Origin of the sequence: Aurantiacibacter sediminis (genome assembly GCF_016019885.1) — a bacterium.
GTDB classification, from domain to species: Bacteria; Pseudomonadota; Alphaproteobacteria; order Sphingomonadales; family Sphingomonadaceae; genus Alteraurantiacibacter; species Alteraurantiacibacter sediminis.
In genome coordinates this window covers 970377-987318 of sequence record NZ_JAEANY010000001.1, presented here as the reverse complement: position 1 = coordinate 987318, position 16942 = coordinate 970377, and the positions used below count along the sequence as shown (strand labels likewise).

13 protein-coding genes, 1 tRNA gene and 1 pseudogene are annotated in these 16942 nt (G+C 59.5%); 7 read left to right on the top strand and 8 right to left on the bottom strand.

Annotation, left to right across the window (positions count from 1 at the left end; all coding sequences use genetic code 11):
* The first annotated feature begins 74 nt into the window (after window positions 1-74).
* Both I5L03_RS05070 and I5L03_RS05065 read left to right on the top strand, forming a co-directional pair.
* On the top strand, window positions 75-2258 hold the full coding sequence (locus I5L03_RS05070; RefSeq protein ID WP_197920585.1) for an SdrD B-like domain-containing protein: 2184 nt from the start codon (window positions 75-77) through the stop codon (window positions 2256-2258).
* The gene (locus I5L03_RS05065) at window positions 2255-5749 is read left to right on the top strand and encodes a hypothetical protein (RefSeq protein WP_197920584.1); all 3495 of its coding nucleotides are present in this window, start codon (window positions 2255-2257) and stop codon (window positions 5747-5749) included. The genes I5L03_RS05070 and I5L03_RS05065 overlap by 4 nt, the downstream gene beginning before the upstream one ends.
* A 25-nt stretch (window positions 5750-5774) precedes the next feature.
* Here the strand turns inward: I5L03_RS05065 and I5L03_RS05060 are convergent, their stop codons facing one another.
* The 4 genes from I5L03_RS05060 to I5L03_RS05045 all read right to left on the bottom strand — a co-directional run bounded on the left by I5L03_RS05060 (window position 5775) and on the right by I5L03_RS05045 (window position 11752).
* On the bottom strand, window positions 5775-7154 hold the full coding sequence (locus I5L03_RS05060) for an L-serine ammonia-lyase (RefSeq protein WP_197920583.1): 1380 nt from the start codon (window positions 7152-7154) through the stop codon (window positions 5775-5777).
* Between the two features lie 94 nt (window positions 7155-7248).
* Complete coding sequence (locus I5L03_RS05055; RefSeq protein ID WP_197920582.1) at window positions 7249-8526, bottom strand: spinster family MFS transporter; 1278 nt, start codon at window positions 8524-8526, stop codon at window positions 7249-7251.
* The gene (locus I5L03_RS05050) at window positions 8523-9383 is read right to left on the bottom strand and encodes an alpha/beta fold hydrolase (RefSeq protein WP_197920581.1); all 861 of its coding nucleotides are present in this window, start codon (window positions 9381-9383) and stop codon (window positions 8523-8525) included. The genes I5L03_RS05055 and I5L03_RS05050 overlap by 4 nt, the downstream gene beginning before the upstream one ends.
* Before the next feature lie 26 nt (window positions 9384-9409).
* A complete protein-coding gene (locus tag I5L03_RS05045; RefSeq protein WP_197920580.1) occupies window positions 9410-11752 on the bottom strand; it encodes a TonB-dependent receptor in 2343 nt (780 codons plus the stop codon).
* Window positions 11753-11851: 99 nt separating this feature from the next.
* Here I5L03_RS05045 and I5L03_RS05040 point away from each other — a divergent pair, with 99 nt between their 5' ends.
* Window positions 11852-12478 (top strand): TetR/AcrR family transcriptional regulator, encoded by a 627-nt coding sequence (locus tag I5L03_RS05040; RefSeq protein ID WP_197920579.1) that lies wholly within the window; start codon window positions 11852-11854, stop codon window positions 12476-12478.
* Between the two features lie 286 nt (window positions 12479-12764).
* Here the strand turns inward: I5L03_RS05040 and I5L03_RS13420 are convergent, their stop codons facing one another.
* Window positions 12765-13058 carry a hypothetical protein gene (locus I5L03_RS13420; RefSeq protein ID WP_234035022.1) on the bottom strand — a complete coding sequence of 98 codons (294 nt, stop codon included), beginning with the start codon at window positions 13056-13058 and terminating at the stop codon, window positions 12765-12767.
* Here I5L03_RS13420 and I5L03_RS13620 point away from each other — a divergent pair.
* The gene (locus tag I5L03_RS13620) at window positions 12960-13475 is read left to right on the top strand and encodes a hypothetical protein (protein ID WP_407647600.1); all 516 of its coding nucleotides are present in this window, start codon (window positions 12960-12962) and stop codon (window positions 13473-13475) included. The two genes, I5L03_RS13420 and I5L03_RS13620, sit on opposite strands and share 99 nt — an antisense overlap.
* Here I5L03_RS13620 and I5L03_RS05030 read toward each other — a convergent pair.
* From I5L03_RS05030 to I5L03_RS05020, 3 genes and pseudogenes are all read right to left on the bottom strand, one after another.
* Window positions 13402-14487 (bottom strand): annotated as a pseudogene (locus I5L03_RS05030) (IS3 family transposase). The gene I5L03_RS13620 and the pseudogene I5L03_RS05030 overlap by 74 nt on opposite strands.
* A 39-nt stretch (window positions 14488-14526) precedes the next feature.
* Window positions 14527-14724, bottom strand: coding sequence for a hypothetical protein (locus I5L03_RS05025; protein WP_234035021.1), 198 nt, complete (start codon window positions 14722-14724; stop codon window positions 14527-14529).
* Window positions 14725-14873: 149 nt separating this feature from the next.
* A tRNA-Ser gene (locus I5L03_RS05020) sits at window positions 14874-14964 on the bottom strand.
* A 125-nt stretch (window positions 14965-15089) separates the two neighbouring features.
* On the opposite strand from I5L03_RS05020, the gene I5L03_RS05015 reads away from it, so the two are divergent.
* From I5L03_RS05015 to I5L03_RS05005, 3 genes are all read left to right on the top strand, one after another.
* Window positions 15090-16103, top strand: a complete 1014-nt coding sequence (locus tag I5L03_RS05015; protein WP_197920576.1) for a peptidylprolyl isomerase — start codon at window positions 15090-15092, stop codon at window positions 16101-16103.
* Between the two features lie 176 nt (window positions 16104-16279).
* Entirely contained in the window at window positions 16280-16429 is a 150-nt protein-coding gene (locus tag I5L03_RS05010; RefSeq protein WP_197920575.1) for a hypothetical protein, read from the top strand.
* Complete coding sequence (locus I5L03_RS05005; RefSeq protein WP_197920574.1) at window positions 16426-16941, top strand: CBS domain-containing protein; 516 nt, start codon at window positions 16426-16428, stop codon at window positions 16939-16941. Before I5L03_RS05010 ends, I5L03_RS05005 begins: the two co-directional genes overlap by 4 nt.
* Window position 16942: the final 1 nt, after the last annotated feature.

The window sequence follows — 16942 nt, the reverse complement described above, 5'->3', positions numbered from 1 at the left end:
GCAAAGGCATAGGCAACAAGCTCATGTATTCCCTTCAAAACAATCTGGGTTTGCCAAGCTTGCCGCTTGCGCGGATGCTCACCAGCATCCTGCCTTTCCTCGCGGTGGCAACACCCGCCGCACTGCTGGCAGGGGACGTGTCCAACACGGCCACTGTCTCAGTCGGCGGGGGTGCCATCGACGCCAATACTGCAGACAATACCGCGACGGATGAGGACGTTTTGCTGGCGACCATCATCGCGGTCGATGACAGCGCTTTCGATATCAATGGCAATACCGGCCAGGCCGGTGTTCTCAATGTCTTTGGTGGTGATACTATTGATGGAAATCCAGCAGCCGCAAACACTACCGTCGTCTCGCTGGCGCCGGGATCGGCCTTGCCTACCGGCATCACTTTCGACCCGGTAACGGGCGATGTCGGTGTTGCGCCAGGAACGGGCTCGGGCGACTACTCCTTCGATTACCAGATCTGCCAGATCGATGCGCCGACCAATTGCGAAATTGCTACGGTCACGATCGAAGTCGTGGCTCCGGACAGCACGCTTTCGGGCACAGTTTTCCGAGACCAGGATGGCGACCGCGATCTCGATGACGGCGATACGCGCCTTGGCGGCTGGATCGTCGAATTGTTCGATGGCGATACGCTGATCGGTTCGATCGTCACCGATGAGAACGGTTTTTACGAATTTACCGGCCTATCGGGCGGCGTGGATTACACGATCAAGTTCCGCGATCCGGAAACCGGCGTCGTTTACGAGCAGATCGAGAATGTTCGCCTTGATGTGGCATCCTCCCTGCCGGACCAGAACCTGCCCATCGATCCGTCCGGCATCGTCTACGATTCCGTCGCGCGCACTGCCGTCCCTGGCGCTGTCCTGACGCTCGTAGATCGCAGCGGCAATCCGCTGCCGGACGATTGCTATATCGATGCATCCCAAAGCAATCAGACTACCGGCGCATCCGGTGCCTACCGCTTCGACATCGTGCCGGGCGCTGCTGCGGCATGCCCTCTTGGCGAGAGCGAATATGCGATCCGCGTCACCCCGCCTGCCGGATTCAGCTTTACCTCCTCGATCCTGCCGCCACAGCCGGGTCCCTTCGATCCGACCGGACTTGGATCACCTGTGACGATCGGCAATTCGGCGAATATACCAATCGAAAGCGACCCGGAATATTTCATCAGTTTCCGCCTGCAAAACGGCGATCCCGATATCATTTTCAACCACTTGCCGCTCGACCCATTCCTGTCGCGCGACGGGCTCATCGTGACCAAGACATCGACCCGCCGCTCAGCCAGCGTGGGCGATCTGGTTCCCTACGAAATCACCGTGCGCAACGAAGAAACGTTCCGCCGCGCCGATGTGGATGTGATCGATGTTCTGCCCGCGGGCATGACCTATGTGCTAGGCAGTGCACGAGTGAACGGTGTCGCGGCAGAGCCTGAACTGGCCAATGGCAATCGCGAGCTTGTCTGGACCGATCAGGTCATCCCGGCGGGTAGCTCCGTCACTTACGAACTCGTTCTTCTTGTGGGCGCGGGAGTCACCGAAGGACAGCTGGTCAATACCGGCGTTGCCGAGAACGGCTTCGATGGCAGCGAAATTTCCAATCGCGGCACGGCGACCATTCAGGTTGTGCCCAGCACCGTGTTCGACTGTGCAGAGCTTATCGGACAGGTTTTCGAAGACTACGATGGCGATGGCTATCAGGATGAAGGCGAGCCGGGCGTACCGTCAATCCGCCTCGCGACTGTCAATGGTGAGCTGATAACAACCGACGAATATGGTCGCTATCACATCACCTGCGCTGCCGTGCCCGATGCGCGCATAGGCTCCAACTATGTGCTGCGCCTGGATGAGCGCACGCTCCCGCAGGGCTATTCTGTCACGCATGACAATCCGCGCTCCATCCGCCTGACGCGCGGTAAGATGAGCGAGCTCAATTTCGGCATTGCAGAGGCCGACGTAATCACACTGCAGATCGATGCGCGCGCCTTTGCCACTGACGGATCGCTCAATCCGGACGTGCTCGCCCGGATGCAAGCACTCGCAAGCGATGGCGATCCAAGATCGCTAGTTGTGCGCGCGAATTACACGATCGCCCCCGGCGACACGCCAGAGCAGGTGGAGGCCCGCCTCCGTATGATCAGCACGCAGCTGCAGACGATTTTCGACACGCAATGGGATGGGCCCGATCCGGTCATCCAGGTGAATGCAACCAGCGCCACAGCGGCCGAGACGGGGGAGTTAGGGCAATGACCAAGATGACAATCTCCTCCACCAAAGCGGCAAGGCTTATGTCGGGCGTTTCGGGTCTTGCAATCCTGACGCTTGCAACCCCGGCGATGGCGCATGCCGATCCGCAAGACGGGCTCACTATCAGCACGGGCGAGCAGCAAAGCGACAGCGCTCTCGTGTTCGATCATGATATCGAAGTGCGCGTGGACTCTGGTCAGATCGATCCGGTCCTGGCCGTCGGCCTTGCAGAAAGCGTCCGCATCGTGGTGCGTGGAGACGAGGCAACTTTCGTTTCCTATACCAATTATCCGGCTCTGATCGTGCGCAGCGAAATCCGCATTTTCGAAGCGGGCATGAGTCCGTCGGGTGAGCCTGTTGAAACCATCGCGGTTGGCGAAAACGGTTTCGCGCGCTGGATGGTCGGTGACGATACCCAGCAGGAGATGTTCTACGTCTTGCGCGTCTTCGACAGCGAAGGCCAGTTCGACGAGACCGAAGCGCAGGAACTGACGGTGCTCGACGAGCGTCCGGCAGCCGATGCTCCCCCCAGCCGCCCCCTGTTCGGGACGCAAGACGAAGCCGCGACCCGCACCATTCGCCAGCCCCGCACTGTCACCGTCACCGTGACCGGCAATGCCGCACCCGAAACGGATATCGTCCGCGTCGGAGAACAGATCGTCCCTGTCGATGACAACGGCCGCTTCGTCAGCGAGCAGATCGTGCCTGAGGGCACCGAAACAATCATGATCGCCATCGGCGATGATGAGGAAATGCGTTTCGCCGCTCTGCGCAATGTCACCAGCGATAGCGATGACTGGTTCATCGTCGGTCAAGGTGAAGTGACGATCGGCACAAGCTGGGCAAGCGGCCCCGCGCAGGATGTCAGCGGATCGACGCTGGCGGACGGCGACTATGCGATTGGCCGCGCGGCCTTTTACGCCAACGGTCCGCTGGGCGGCGATTGGGAAATGACTGCTGCGCTCGATACGGGCGAGGCCCTGGTGCAGGATCTGCTGTCAAACATAGATCGCAAGGATCCGCGCCAGCTGCTGCGCCGTCTCAATTCAGAGCAATATTATCCCACCTATGGCGACGATTCGACGCTGGTCGAGGATGCGCCGACACAGGGCCGCTTCTACGTCCGAGTGGAAAATGGCCTCAGCCAGGGCGTGATCGGCAACTTTGTCGCTCAGGCGACGGGGACCGATCTTGTGCAGCTAGATCGCGGGCTATTCGGCGCTCTCGTCGATATCAATTCTGCTGGCACAACCAGCTTTGGTGAGCGCAATGCGCAATTGCTGGCCTTTGCCTCCGATCCGGGGACTGTGCCGGCGCGCGAGGAGTTCCGCGGCACGGGCGGCTCGCTGTACTTCCTGCAGCGACAGGATGTGACTGTCGGGTCGGAGCGTGTGCGCGTTGAAATCCGTGACCGGGAAACCGGCCTTGTGGTAGAAGCGCATGACCTCAACCCGCGGCAGGACTACGATTTCGACCCGTTCAACGGTCGGTTGACCTTGCTGCGTCCGCTTGCGTCGACTTACAATTCGGGCGGGACCGTACGCGAAGGCAGCGCTGCCGGCGATGTCCCAGTGCTGGTCGTCCGCTATGAATACACGCCTGCCGTGGGGGATCTTGATGGCTACACCATTGGTGGCCGCGGGACCATGTGGCTGGCCGACACGCTGCGCATCGGAGCGATTGCCCAGCGTGATACCGTCAATGAAGCCGACCAGACCCTGATCGGAGCCGACGCGCTGCTGAGACTGACTGCAGGCACTTTCCTACGGGCAGAAATCGCGCAGAGCGATGGGCAGGGTTTCGCCCAGTCCAATTCCATCGATGGCGGCCTCTCATTCACCGACATCGCGAATCCCGGCGCGGATACGACTGCCCAGGCTTATCGCGCAGAAGTTGGTGTGAACATCGCCGAATTGTCCGAGCGGCAGGGCGACCTTGGGACCGTGAGCGGCTTCTTCGAGCATCTCGACGCAGGCTTCTCATCTGCCGGTCGTCTCAGTCCGGAAGCGACCGAACGCTGGGGCATTGCTGCCGAAATCCCGATTGGAGAAACCGGCCAGGTGCGCGGCTCCTTCGATCATTTCGATGCGGATACGCGCGGCAGTAACACCACCGCAGAGCTCGACCTGTCGAACCGCTTTGCCATTGCGAGCGGCCAGCTGACCGCGAGCTTCGGCCTGCGCCATGACGACCTTTCACCCGGCGTTCTTTTGAATGCAGTACAGGAAGGCAGCCGGACGGACGGCGCAGTCGAACTGGAATACGACCCTGCGAACAGCAATTGGGCGGTCCACGCATTCGGCCAGGCCACGCTGGACCGCGACGCGACCCGTGCACGAAACAATCGTGTCGGCGGCGGCGTAACTGCAGAGCTGACCGATCGCCTGTCCCTCACCAGCGAAGTGTCTGGCGGCGATGGTGGCCTTGGTGCGGACGTGCAGCTCAATCATCGCCTTGGCGATGGGTCCGAAGCCTATGTCGGTTACACCCTGCTCGCCGATCGCACCGATACCGGCATCGAGCCCCAAAATCTCTTTACCGGTCGCCCAGGCGGCGCTTTGGTTGTAGGCGCGCGCCATCGCTACAGCGATGCGCTTTCGGTCTTCGGCGAGAACCGCGTCAGCGTGGGCGCAGATGCCCCAACACTCAGCCGCAGCTTTGGCCTGCAATTCGATCCGAGCGAGCATGTCAGCATCACCGGCACATTCGAAAACGGCCGGATTGAAGACCCGACCACGGGCGTTTTCCGCCGCACGGCCGGATCGCTATCCATCGGCTATCAGGCTGAAGATTTCCGTGCAGGCTCCGCGATTGAAATTCGTCATGAGGATGGCGGCGCTTTCGTAGGCGGCGAACAGACAGTCTGGCTGCTGCGCAACAATCTCAGCTATGCGGTGGCCCCTGACTGGCGCTTTGTCGGCCAGTTCAATCTCGCTCGTGCCGACAATGACGGCACGTCGATCCGCGCCGCGGAATTTACCGAAGCCATTGCCGGTTTCGCCTATCGTCCGATCAACAATGAACGGGTTAACGGCATCATCCGCTTCCAGTATTTCGAAGATCTCGGCCCTGTCGGCCAGATCACCGGATCAGGCGAAGTCCAAAGTCCCAAGCAGGTGAGCGCGATCTTCAGTGCCGACTTCAATTTCGATCTGACCGATCGCCTGACGCTGGGCACGCGCTACGGCTATCGCCATGGGCGCGTATCTCTGGGTCGGAATTCGGACGAATTCGTCAGCTCCGATGCGCATCTTGCGGTGGTCCGTTTCGACTACAACGTGCTGCGCGAATGGGACGTACTGGCTGAAGGACGCGCCCTCTGGGTGACACAGGCGGACGATCTCCGCCTTGGTGCGCTGGGCGCGATCTATCGCCATATCGGCGATGAAGTGAAAGTCGGCGTGGGCTATTCTTGGTCCGATTTCTCGGACGACCTGACCGACCAGAGCTACACCAGTCACGGGCCGTTCCTGAACCTTCTCGGCCGGTTCTAGAGCACGTTGCCAGCGGGGGCAGCGGTCAGCATTCGATTACGTTTACCGCGAGCCCGCCCTGGCTGGTTTCCTTGTACTTGCTCGACATGTCGAGGCCGGTCTGGCGCATCGTCTCGATGACCTGATCGAGTGATACGCATGGTTGATCGGAAGCGACGAGAGCGAGGCGCGCGGCGTTTACGGCTTTCACCGCACCCACGGCATTGCGCTCGATACAGGGGATCTGCACCAGCCCGCCCACGGGGTCGCAGGTGAGGCCGAGATTATGCTCCATCCCGATTTCTGCAGCATGTTCGATCTGTGCAGGAGTACCGCCCCAGATCGCAGCGAGGCCCGCTGCAGCCATGGAGCAAGCGACGCCGACTTCGCCCTGGCAGCCCATTTCTGCACCGGAAATTGACGCGCGCTGCTTGTAAAGAATGCCAATACCGGCACCTGTCACAAGAAAGCGTCGGCTCGCTTCGCGCGTGCTGCAGCCAGTGGTCTCGCAATAGTGTTTCAACACGGCAGGGATGATGCCTGCCGCGCCATTGGTAGGCGCCGTCACGACCCGGCCACCCACAGCGTTTTCCTCGTTCACCGCCATGGCATAGACGTTGAGCCAGTCGAAAATTCGCTCGCTTTCATTGGCGCCCGGCGTTGCTTCCAACCGCTCAAACAATTGCGGAGCGCGGCGTTTGACATTGAGACCGCCGGGCAACTGACCGGGCGTGGTCAGTCCCCGCTCGATGCAAGCACGCATGACATCCCAGATATGATCGATCCCGGCGAGCGTTTCCTCACGCGGGCGCATGCAATCTTCGTTTGCGAGCACAAGCTCCTCGATCGAAAGATCGTTGCTTGCGCATAGCTCCAACAGTTCCTTGGCGGAGCCGAAAGCGTAGACCGGTTTCGGTCCGACTGAGATCAGATCGTCTTCTGCCGGGTTGCGCAATTGGCGCTCGCTCGCGATGAAGCCGCCGCCTACCGAATAATAGGTCACGTCTAGAAGCACTTCATCCGCAGCATCGTAGAGCCGAATGCGCATCTCGTTCGGATGAATTTCAGGGATGATGTCGGATCGCAAATCGATGTCTTTGGCCGGGTCGAAACCAATCTCACGCGCGCCGCCGAGCGTCAGGCGTTTCGTTTCGCGCACTTCGCGAACGACTTTATCCGCCTCATCCGGTGCAACCTTGTCGGGCTCATATCCGGCAAGGCCAAGGATGCAGGCCTTGTCCACGCCGTGCCCAACCCCGGTGAGCGCGAGCGATCCGTGCAGGCTGATATGGGCGCGGCGCACCGCATCGAAGCTGCCCGAAGCTTTCGCGTCCTCGATAACGCGAAGGCCCACCCGCATCGGGCCCACCGTGTGGGAGCTCGACGGGCCGAGGCCGACTTTGAAGATATCGAGTACCGAAAGCATTGCTGCACGCCGCCATGTGCCGACCAAAAGGAAGGCGCAGACCTAAGCCAGCCGCGCTCGCTTGCCAACCAAATTAGTTACGTGTGAAACTTGGCTACTCGGCGACCCAGTCCTTGCGCAGGGCCGGTCCGGCAAGGGCCATCAGCAGCGCCGCCCCGCCATAAAGAACCAGCGAATATAGCATCGAATAGCGAAGCGCTTCGTCTCCGTAAGTCGGGGTCAGGAAATCGGACACTGCGCCGAGCGCATAAATACCGCCGCCAAGGCCGATCAGATTGTTGATGAGCAGGAACAGTGCAGAGGCTGTCGAACGCGCAGCGGGCACAACCAAATGTTGGATCGCGGAGAGGACGGGGCCGAGCCAGATATAAGCCAGTGCCTGCGGCAACAGGAACAGCACGAAGGCGATTTGCCATTCCGCGCTCGTGATCCCTGCGGCAAAAAGCGGCGCGCCAAGGAAGAAGGCTACGCCCGGCACCCATGCGTAGAATGCGCGATCTCGCCCGCCCAGCCTGTCTGCCAAAACGCCGCCTGCCAGCACGCCGACCACACCGCCGAGAAGCAGGATTGCTCCGAAGAACTGCGATGCCTGGACCAGATCGAAACCGAAGCTGCGGATCAGAAGGCTCGGCAGCCAGAAGGCGATGCCGTAACCGAGCATGGAGGACATGGCTGCACCGAAGGAGAGAAACCAAAAGCTCTTCTTGCGCGCGAGCACGCCTGCTGTTTCCTTCAACGCAGGCATTGGGGCGACAGTGCTGGGATTGTCAGCACTCACTTTCGGCTTCTGCTTGTCACGAACCAGCAGTTTGAAGATCGGGACGATCGCGACGCCGAGCAGACCGACTGTGAAGAAAGCGACGCGCCAATCGACTGTCGACGCAATATAACCGCCGAGCATCACGCCAAGGCCCGAGCCGAGCGGAATGCCGAGCGAATAGAATGACAGCGCCCGCGCCCGCTGTTCGCTGGGGAAATAATCGCCGATCAGTGCATAGGATGGCGCGACACCTCCTGCTTCCCCGATGCCGACCCCAAGCCGCGCGAGGAAGATGTGCCAGAAATTCTGCGCAAGCCCGCAAAGCGCTGTAAAGCCGCTCCATGCGGCGAGCGATATGGCAATCACCCAGCTGCGGCTGGTGCGGTCGGCAAGCGCCGCAAGCGGCACAGCCACCGTCGAATAGAGCAACGCAAAGGCGAAACCGCCCAGCAGCCCCATTTCGCCATCATCCAGCTGCAAATCCTCTTGTATCGGCGCTGCCAGGATCGAAAGGATTTGCCGGTCCACGAAATTGAAGATGTAGACCACCAGCAGCATCACCAGCACCGTGTTGCGGTTGGGATCCGGCTTGGCCGATGCTTGGGTGCTCATGAATAATGCTCGCCGAGAAATGTTGTGATTGCCGATACCGCCTCTGGCTCATCCAGCAAAGGCGCATGGCCACGTGACGGCACTTCCGCACTGGAAAACGGCCCAGCATGCCGCGCTTCCATAAGATTGAGCGTCTCCTTGGACAATAGATCGGACACGGCGCCACGAACAACAAGCACCGGGGTCTCGCCGAGCATTTGCCAGACTGGCCAAAGATCGGGCTTCGGCGCCTCGCCCAGATTGGCGAAGCCGCTCGCAATCGCTTTGTCATAGGCGAAAGCGATGCGACCATCGGGCAGTTTGCGGCAAGTGCGCCCCGCCCAAGCCCGCCAATCATCGTCAGAGAATTCCGGAAAAGCTTCGCCATTCGTCACTGCGCATGCTTTCGCCGCTTCGTCCCAATCGGCGAAAACAGTGTCGTTCCCGACATAGCTTGCGATCCGCTCCAGTCCCGGCAGCGCCAGTTCTGGCCCAACATCGTTGAAGATGATTGCTGGGAAAGCATCGGGCTTCATCGCATTCATGGTAAGCGCGATCAGGCCGCCCATCGAGGTGCCGACGATACCGGTCGAACCAATGTCCAGCGAAGCCAGCAGCGCGAACATATCCTGCGCGTAGATGTCAGGGCGGTAATTCGCCGGGTCCTTATCGTAGTCAGACAGTCCTCGCCCCCGCTGATCGGGGATGATCAGGCGGTATCCGGGCGCGAGATGCTCTGCCAGCGGCTCAAAGTCGGCACTATTGCGCGTCAGCCCGTGCATAAGCAGCAGCGGCTTGCCATGCCCGCCAGAGTCGCGTGCGAACAGGGTCAGCTGTCCGCACCCGCTCTGGTATCGGTGTTCGCGAAACTCGCGCATCACTCTGTCCCGATCCCGCGTGGGGATCAGAATTCGATCGTTGCCGTCACGTAGACCTGGCGTGGGTTCCCGTAGAATGCCGTCAGCGTGCCTTCGGTGCCAAGGTTCGGGGTCGGCTCACCATTGGTCAGGATCGGCTCACCGGTGGTCGGGTTGATCGCGATAAAAGTGTAGCCCGATGTGCGATATTCGTGATCGGTCAGATTGCGTCCGTAAAGGCCGATGCTGAAGCCGCGATCATCATTGTAGACGATGCTGGCATCCACGAGGGCGTAGCCATCCTGGTCGAGGAATGGGTTCGCGATTTCGAATTGCGTTGTCGCGCTGCGGAACGACACCGTGCTGCCAAGATAGAGATCGCCATTGCCGACCGGCGTGGTGTAGCCAAGCGTCGCGCTGCCGCTCCATTCCGGCGTGTTTTGCACCTCGCGGAAGTCGGACACATCGGTCGGCACGCCGCCGATATTGGTGATGTATTCGGTATATTCTGCATCAATCCAGCCAAGCGAGCCGATAAAGCGCAGCTCATCGCCGGACCCCAGCAGGTCCTCGGCAAGCCGTGCGTTGGTTTCGAACTCAACTCCCATGAATTCGGCAGAACCGGCGTTGGTGACAACGCCGCAGAATGTCTGGATGCCGCCGACGTTACAGGCGACCGAGCCGGGGATCTGGACATCGGTGTAATCGGCATAGAAACCGGCAAAAGCGACATAGACCGCATCGCCGAGCAGATTGCCCTTATAGCCGATTTCATAGCTGTCGACCGATTCCGGTGCGAAGCTGAGGAAGTCGGCGACTTCTTCATCGGTCGGCGCGCCGGGCGTTGCAGCAGGCGCATTCACGCCGACGCCGCGCGGATCGAAACCGCCACCTTTGAAGCCCTGCGAATAGCTGGCGTAGATCGTGTGATCGGGCGTCGGCTGGAAGCTGAGTGATGCGCGCGGCGTGAATTTGTTGAAATCCTCACTGCCCTGGAAATCCGTGCTCGGCAAGCCGAAGGGAATGCCCGCGCCGCCGAAAACCGGCGAACCGCCGCCAAGGAAGTTTTGGCGCAGAATATCGGCTGTCCGCTCATCCCAGGTGTAGCGGCCACCAAGCGAGAGGCTCAGTTGCTCGGTAATATCATAGGTAAAGTCGCCAAAGACCGCGAAAGTTTCGGTATCGACATTTGCCTGGGTAAAAGCGGTGAAACCATTGAACGTGGTGAACAGCCGCACGTCAAATTGCGTGTCCGCGCTTGCATCAAGATAGTACCCGCCGAGCAGGCCGGTGAAAGGTCCGCCATCGTCCCAGATCAGCTGGATTTCCTGGCTGACCTGTTCATTCGAATAGATAGCGGGCACGTCGAGGTCGACTGCAGGCAGCGCATCGAAGTCGATCGGCGATGCACTGTCATCGGTGCGATAGGCGGTGATCGAGCGCAGCGTTAGCGCGTCCGACAGGTCCAGCCGAATATTTGCAGCCAAGCCATAGGCCTCCACATCCTGTTCCGGATCGACAAGCCCGCCGCGCGTATCGAATACATTATCGAGGACAGGCGCGCCCGAAGCGACACCCTCGATCAGCCGGAAGCCGCCGCGCGCATTGCTGCGATCATGGGTGTAATCGCCGGAGAAACGCAGCAGGTATGGCGCGCCATTGCCGCCGACCTCCAGCGTGCCGCGCATCGCCCAGATATCTTTGTTGTAATTGTCTTCGCCCGTCGTCAGGTTTTCACCGAAACCGCCGCGTGAGAGACGCGCGACAGAGGCGCCCACGCGCACTTCATCGGTGATCGGCGTTGAGGCCGTGACAACAGCCTCCGCACGGTCGAAGGACCCATATGTTCCGCGAATGCGCAGCGAGGTTTCGTCCGGCAATTCGCGCGTCACATATTTCACTGCGCCGCCGATGGTGTTGCGGCCATAAAGCGTACCCTGCGGCCCACGGAGCACTTCGATCCGCTCGACATCGTAGATGTCGAGAACGGCAGCCTGCGGACGATTGAGGTAAACATCGTCCAGATAGATGCCGACGCCCTGCTCAAAGCCGGAGACCGGATCCTGCTGGCCGATGCCGCGGATGAATGCCGACAGCGTCGAATTGGTACCGCGCGATTCTTCCAGCGTGGTGTTCGGCGTGATCTGCGCGATATCGGTGATGTCGACAGTACCGCGGCGCTGCAACTCCTCTTCGCCGAAACTGCTGACAGCCACAGGCACATCGATCAGGCGTTCTTCACGGCGGCGAGCGGTGACGAAAATCGTGCCAGGCTCAGCCTCTTCCGCTTCTTCGTCGGAAGGATCGGCTTCCTGAGCATGGGCAGGAGCGGCCATCGCGCTGACAGCCAGAATGGAGGCAGCACAAAAAAGTTGGCGAGCGTTTGTCATGTTTTCTCTCCCTGATATGTCGGCTCGTATATTGAGAGTTGAACCACCTTTCAACTTTTTTCTTTGCGCGCTGCTGGAATTGCGTTTAGCGGGGTTCTCATGGCTTCCATCCAAACAGCTTCACCCGAAGCGCAAGACAAGACACCGCGCACCGACAGGGGGCGCAAGACCTTGCGCAAATTGCTCGATGCAGCGGCGAAGGAGTTCGGAGAAAAAGGGTTTCACGAGGCGTCGATCAGCGGGATCACCCGCCGCGCCGGAACAGCCTTGGGCAGCTTCTACACTTACTTCGAAAGCAAGGATGCGATCTTTCGTGCGCTCGTCAACGATATGAGCGCGCAGGTCGCCAGCCATGCGCGCGAAGGCGTGGAAGGCAAAAGCGATCCATTCGAAATCGAGCAGGCCGCGCTGCGCGCCTTCCTGGAGTTCGCAAGCGATAACAAAGAGATTTACCGCATCATCGATGAAGCAGAATTCGTCGACCCCAAAAGCTTCCGCCAGCACTACGAAACGACTGCCGCTCGCATTTTGGATAGATTGAAAAACGGCGAGGCCAGTGGCTCATTCCGCGAAGGTATGGAAGAGCCTCACGCTTGGGCATTGATGGGAATGAATGTGTTCCTTGGCCTTCGCTACGCTGTCTGGTCGGATACGACAGATGCCGAACGCATCGCCAGCGTGGCCAACACCATGCTTCGAAGCGGCATCGGCAAGACAGATGGGTGAAGCGCGCTTTTCATGAGATCCCTCAAAGCGGAGCGCAGAGATAACGACCCGGATTGAGACTGCTAATAACCGGGGCATTGACCCTTCGGGCCGCAGATGCGAGGCCTCGTGACAGCAATTCCCAGGGGGGGGTCTAAAACAGAGACGTGGCTTCGGCGTTGATTGCGAAACGGGCATGGGCCATGCGACTTGCGGCCTGTTTGGCGATGCTGCTGATATCGCTCGCAATTGTTTCTCCCGCGCGGGCCGCGACCAACGCGTTCCCCCCTGCGCAACTCATGGCAGGTCAGTCGGCAGAATCGGTTAAAGACAATATCTGGTACGCGGCCGAGGCGCCGATGGATCGGCTGGAGAGTATTGCGGATGATACTCTCAATGCACTCGGCCCGATCGAGCATGCCTCGATCCATTCGGTCAGGTCGGCGAATCCATCATCGCGATTTTGCCGGTGGTCAATGCCAGCGAGCAGCAGGGCAACTGGATCCTGCACACAGGTCGCGGTTCCCTGAAGACATTTCGCCTTTATATCGATCGCGGCGAGGGGCTGGAGCTGCTGATCGACAATGACGATACGCAGCAAGTGCGAGACACGCTCTATGCGTATCAAGCCTTCGCCACCGAATTCTCGCTAGCTCCGGGCGAGCAGGCGCGCTTCGTCATTCAGTTTAGCGATACGGCATCATCCTACATGCCGCTGCAAGTTCTGACCGCGTCGGATTTTTATCCGGCGCGCCGCGCCAATGTATCGCTGGTCAGCGCGGTGGTAGCCGGAAGCCTGCTTCTGATTTTCTTCAACGTGCTGATGTTCGCACTCACCGGAAAGCGAGAATTTGCATGGCTGGGCGCAGCTGTCCCCCGTCAGCACCTATGGCACAACTCGCGGCGTAGATCAGCGGAGTGTGGGCCTCGTCTCGGATTGATGTTTAGGCGGCGAGCTTGCGGTGTTGCAAGCGCCGATGTTCGAGTGTCTTTCGCTTTATCCTTTCTCTTCGTTTGATGATGGCGGCAGCCCTGCCGAAGTAGGCATCGGCGGGTGTGACGTTGTCGAGGCTCTCGTGGTAGCGCTGGTGGTTGTAATGCTCGACGAAGGCCTCGATCTGCTGTTTTAGATCGCCCGGCAGGAAGTAATTCTCCAACAGCACACGGTTTTTGAGCGTCTGATGCCAGCGCTCGATCTTGCCTTGGGTCTGTGGGTGGAAGGGTGCGCCGCGCACGTGGCTCATCTTGTTGGCCTCGATGTATTCGGCCAACTCGCTCGCGATGTAGCTGGGGCCATTGTCGCTGAGCAGGCGGGGCCTGTGCAGCACATTGGCGTGGTCGCAGCCTGAGGCTGCCAGCGCCATATCGAGCGTGTCAGTGACGTCCTCGGCTCGCATGGTGGTGCAGAGCTTCCATGCAATGATGTAGTGCGAGTAATCGTCGAGCACGGTCGAGAGATAGACCCAGCCCCATCCTATGATCTTGAAGTAGGTAAAGTCGGTCTGCCAGCGCCTCGGGGCCACCTTCAAGGTAACGATCATACCAGCGGTAGAAGGTCCGGCGAGCAACGCCGAGCTGGTCCAGCGTACGCTTGGCGGGCAGGTGCGATTGCTCGACGATACGGATGATCTCCAGCTTCTCGGACGCCGGGTATCTCATTCGTCGTCTCCCCCAAGCCCGGTCATGCTTTTTTGGAGCAGCCAGTTCTCCAAAGTGAGATCGGCCACACATTTCTTCAGATCGCGCGCTTCACGGCGCAGGTCCTTCACCTCGTCCGTGGTCGCAGCACGCGCTGTATCGCCAGCAAGCCTCCGCTTGCCGGCTTCCATGAACTCCTTGGACCAGGTGTAATAAAGGCTCTGTGCGATCCCTTCACGGCGGCACAACTCGGCAATGGAGTCATCGCCGCGCAGGCCATCGAGCACGATGCGGATCTTGTCTTCAGCAAAGAAGTGCCGGCGGGTCTTGCGGCGGATGTCCTTTACCACCTGCTCGGCAGGCTTTTTGGAGCTTGAGGATTTGGGCCTCATCTTCGTTTCTTCGTCACTACGACGCAGCCCAAATCCTCCTTAAATCACAACCTCAAATCTGTGCCATAGGTGCTGACGGGGGACACCCTTGCCCTTTGCCTCTGCCTTAAATTCAGCAATGATCTCCTCCTGATTGTCGTCGCACAAATCGCAGTCAATAATCGAGAAGTTGTCACTTCCATGCTTGATGTAGAACATGTCGCCGTCACCTACGGCATAGCTTTTAATGATCGGCATCGGTCCCTCACTTTCGTCGGGCACAACTTACCTTTGACCGCGCGATATTCAATGCAAGCGCAGCAATCTTGGCATATATCCCACGGAGAAGTTATGGGAAGTTCCGGTTTTCTCAGTTTGGTGGCGCTTGCTACCTAATACCGGAAGAATGGCGGAGACGGAGGGATTCGAACCCTCGATACGGGGTTACCGTATACACACTTTCCAGGCGTGCGCCTTCGACCACTCGGCCACGTCTCCGCACTATGTATCGCGCTACCGCTTCGCTGCTTGAGCGCAGTAACCCGTTCACAGAAAGCGCGCGTCTAGCGGGGGATGACCGCCATGACAAGCGCGCGATATGCCGCGTTGGCGATCCTCTGATAATGTGCAATCATCTGACGATGAAAAAGCTGCTTCTGTGCTTCGCGATTGTCCCATTTCTTGCCCAGCCTCTTGAAGCGCAAGACAGTGAGCCAGAAAATGCAACACCCAATTCGATCGTTGCTGCATCTTCAGCTGGTGAATGGGTGGTGATCGATCCTGAAGACCTGCTGGTGATGGAGCTTGCCCCGGACGCGCAAGGCAATCCACGCAGAGTTGTCATCCAACTCATCCCAGCGCCCTTCAGCCAGCCATGGGTGGAGAATATGCGCACCCTAGCGCGGGCAAACTGGTGGGACGGGACGAGCGTGAACCGCGTGCAGGACAATTACGTCACCCAATGGGGCGATGTGACCGAAGAGAAACCGCTGCCGGAGGGGGTGGAGGCGCCAGTGGCGCCATACGAGGCGCGAACGGATTGTGTTGCTACTCCGGAGATTGGAAGTGAAACCTATACAGTCAACTGCTTCCCGATCAGCTTGCGCGATATCGGGGACGACGCCTTGTACACCGGAAATCAAAACCCGGGATTTTCAGCTGGCTGGCCGATAGTGCATCGGGGAGCCGGCCGGGGTGCCAACGACGTCTGGCCCATCCACTGCTACGGCTATGTCGGCGTAGGGCGAAATTACGCGCCGGACACCGGCACCGGTGCTGAACTTTACACAATCATCGGCCAGCCACAGCGGCATATGGATCGCAACCTTGCCGTCGTCGGGCGTATCATCGACGGGATGGAGCATCTCTCCAGCCTGCCGCGCGGGTCCGGCGAGCTGGGCTTCTATACCGAGGACGAGGCGCATTTGCGCACGCCGATCCTGTCCGTCCGCCTCGCGAGCGAGATGGTTGATGCGCCGTCCTTCGAATATCTCAGCACGGAGAGCCAGAGCTTTGCCGCCTATGTTGCGGTGCGCGCCAATCGCGATGATGCCTTCTACACCGTGCCGGCAGGCGGAGTGGACATCTGCAACGTCGAAGTGCCGATCCGCCGTGTCGGTGAAGCGCCTGAGGAATGAACTAATTGAGCCTGCAAAACACAATTTTTGAAACTTTTTGTCCCTAGAAATCAGACTGCTGCATCAAACCTAGCCCAAAGAAGGTGGTGGTGCTTCGGAACATTCCCCGCGCCGCGCTTATTTAATGGGGCATCACAAGCAAAGCGAACCGCCTTTGGGCCGACAGGGATGATGCCATGAACAAAACAATTCAGGCGACCTTTCACGAGGCCTCCTCGCATGGGGAGCAGTCGCGATTTTTACGCAAGCGCGGCAAGCTGGATCTTTCGCATGACAGGTCCGGCCATCGCCGCTTCGCATGGCTGTATGAGGATATGCTCACATGAGAATTAGCGAACGCAGCGAATTTGCGTCCAAGCCCGCACCGCTCACCTGCTCGGCGGACACTACCGTGTTCGACGCCGTCACGCAGATGTCGGATAAGAATTATGGCTCCATCGTGATCGTCGATGACGCGCACCGCGTCAAAGGCATGATGACCGAGCGTGATATCTTTCGCCGCGTGATCGCGGAGGAACGCGATCCGAAAACGACGCCTGTCTCTGAGGTGATGACCGAGGAAATTCGCAAGGCACGGGGCGACGACGAATTGGTCGACTGGCTGCGCATCATGTCGAATGAGCGTTTTCGTCGCCTGCCGATTGTCGATGAAAATGACAAACTGGTCGCGATCATGTCGCAGGGCGATTTCGTGTCCTACACATGGCCGGAATTGCTGCAGCAGATGGCACGTATGGCGAAGGCCAGCATGGCGCCATCGCTCAATCCTGCAGCGATCCTGATCGCCGTACTGATCTATACCGTCGTGCTGATAGCCGCCGTCGCGCTGCTGATCTGAC